The sequence below is a fragment of the Paucibacter hankyongi genome (genome assembly GCF_037482915.1).
GTDB classification, from domain to species: domain Bacteria; phylum Pseudomonadota; class Gammaproteobacteria; order Burkholderiales; family Burkholderiaceae_C; genus Paucibacter_A; species Paucibacter_A hankyongi.
Map to the genome: position 1 here is coordinate 1 of NZ_JBBHJX010000043.1, position 439 is coordinate 439.

Annotated in this window: 1 pseudogene; it reads left to right on the top strand. The window is 62.6% G+C overall.

What is annotated here, in order from left to right:
- Positions 1–439, top strand: a pseudogene (locus WG899_RS22300) (transposase family protein); the annotation flags it as partial.

The following is a 439-nucleotide window of genomic DNA, read 5'->3' on the forward strand; positions in this document are numbered from 1 at the left end:
TTGGAGACAGAGAACGCCCGGCTCAAGCGCATGTACGCGGACCTGGCGTTGGAGAACGCCGCGATCAAGGATGTACTGTCAAAAAAATTCTGACGCCGTCCGTGAAGCGGCAGGCGGTCGAGGTCATGGTGACCGAGCACCGCTTGTCGATCACGCGAGCCTGCCACGCCGCGGGCTTGTCACGGGCGGCGTACTACAAGGTGCCACCGTTGCCACAGGAGAAGGATGCCGAGGTCATTGATGCGCTCAACGGCATCGTCGAGCGCAACGGTCGCTGGGGATTCTGGAAGTGCTTTGACCGGCTGCGCCTGGATGGTCGGCCATGGAACCACAAGCGAGTCTGGCGGGTGCACTGCGATTTGGGCCTGAACATTCCTCGGCGCACCAAGCGCCGCATTCCCAAGCGCGACCCCGTGCCTCTCGCTACGGGATCGTTCGT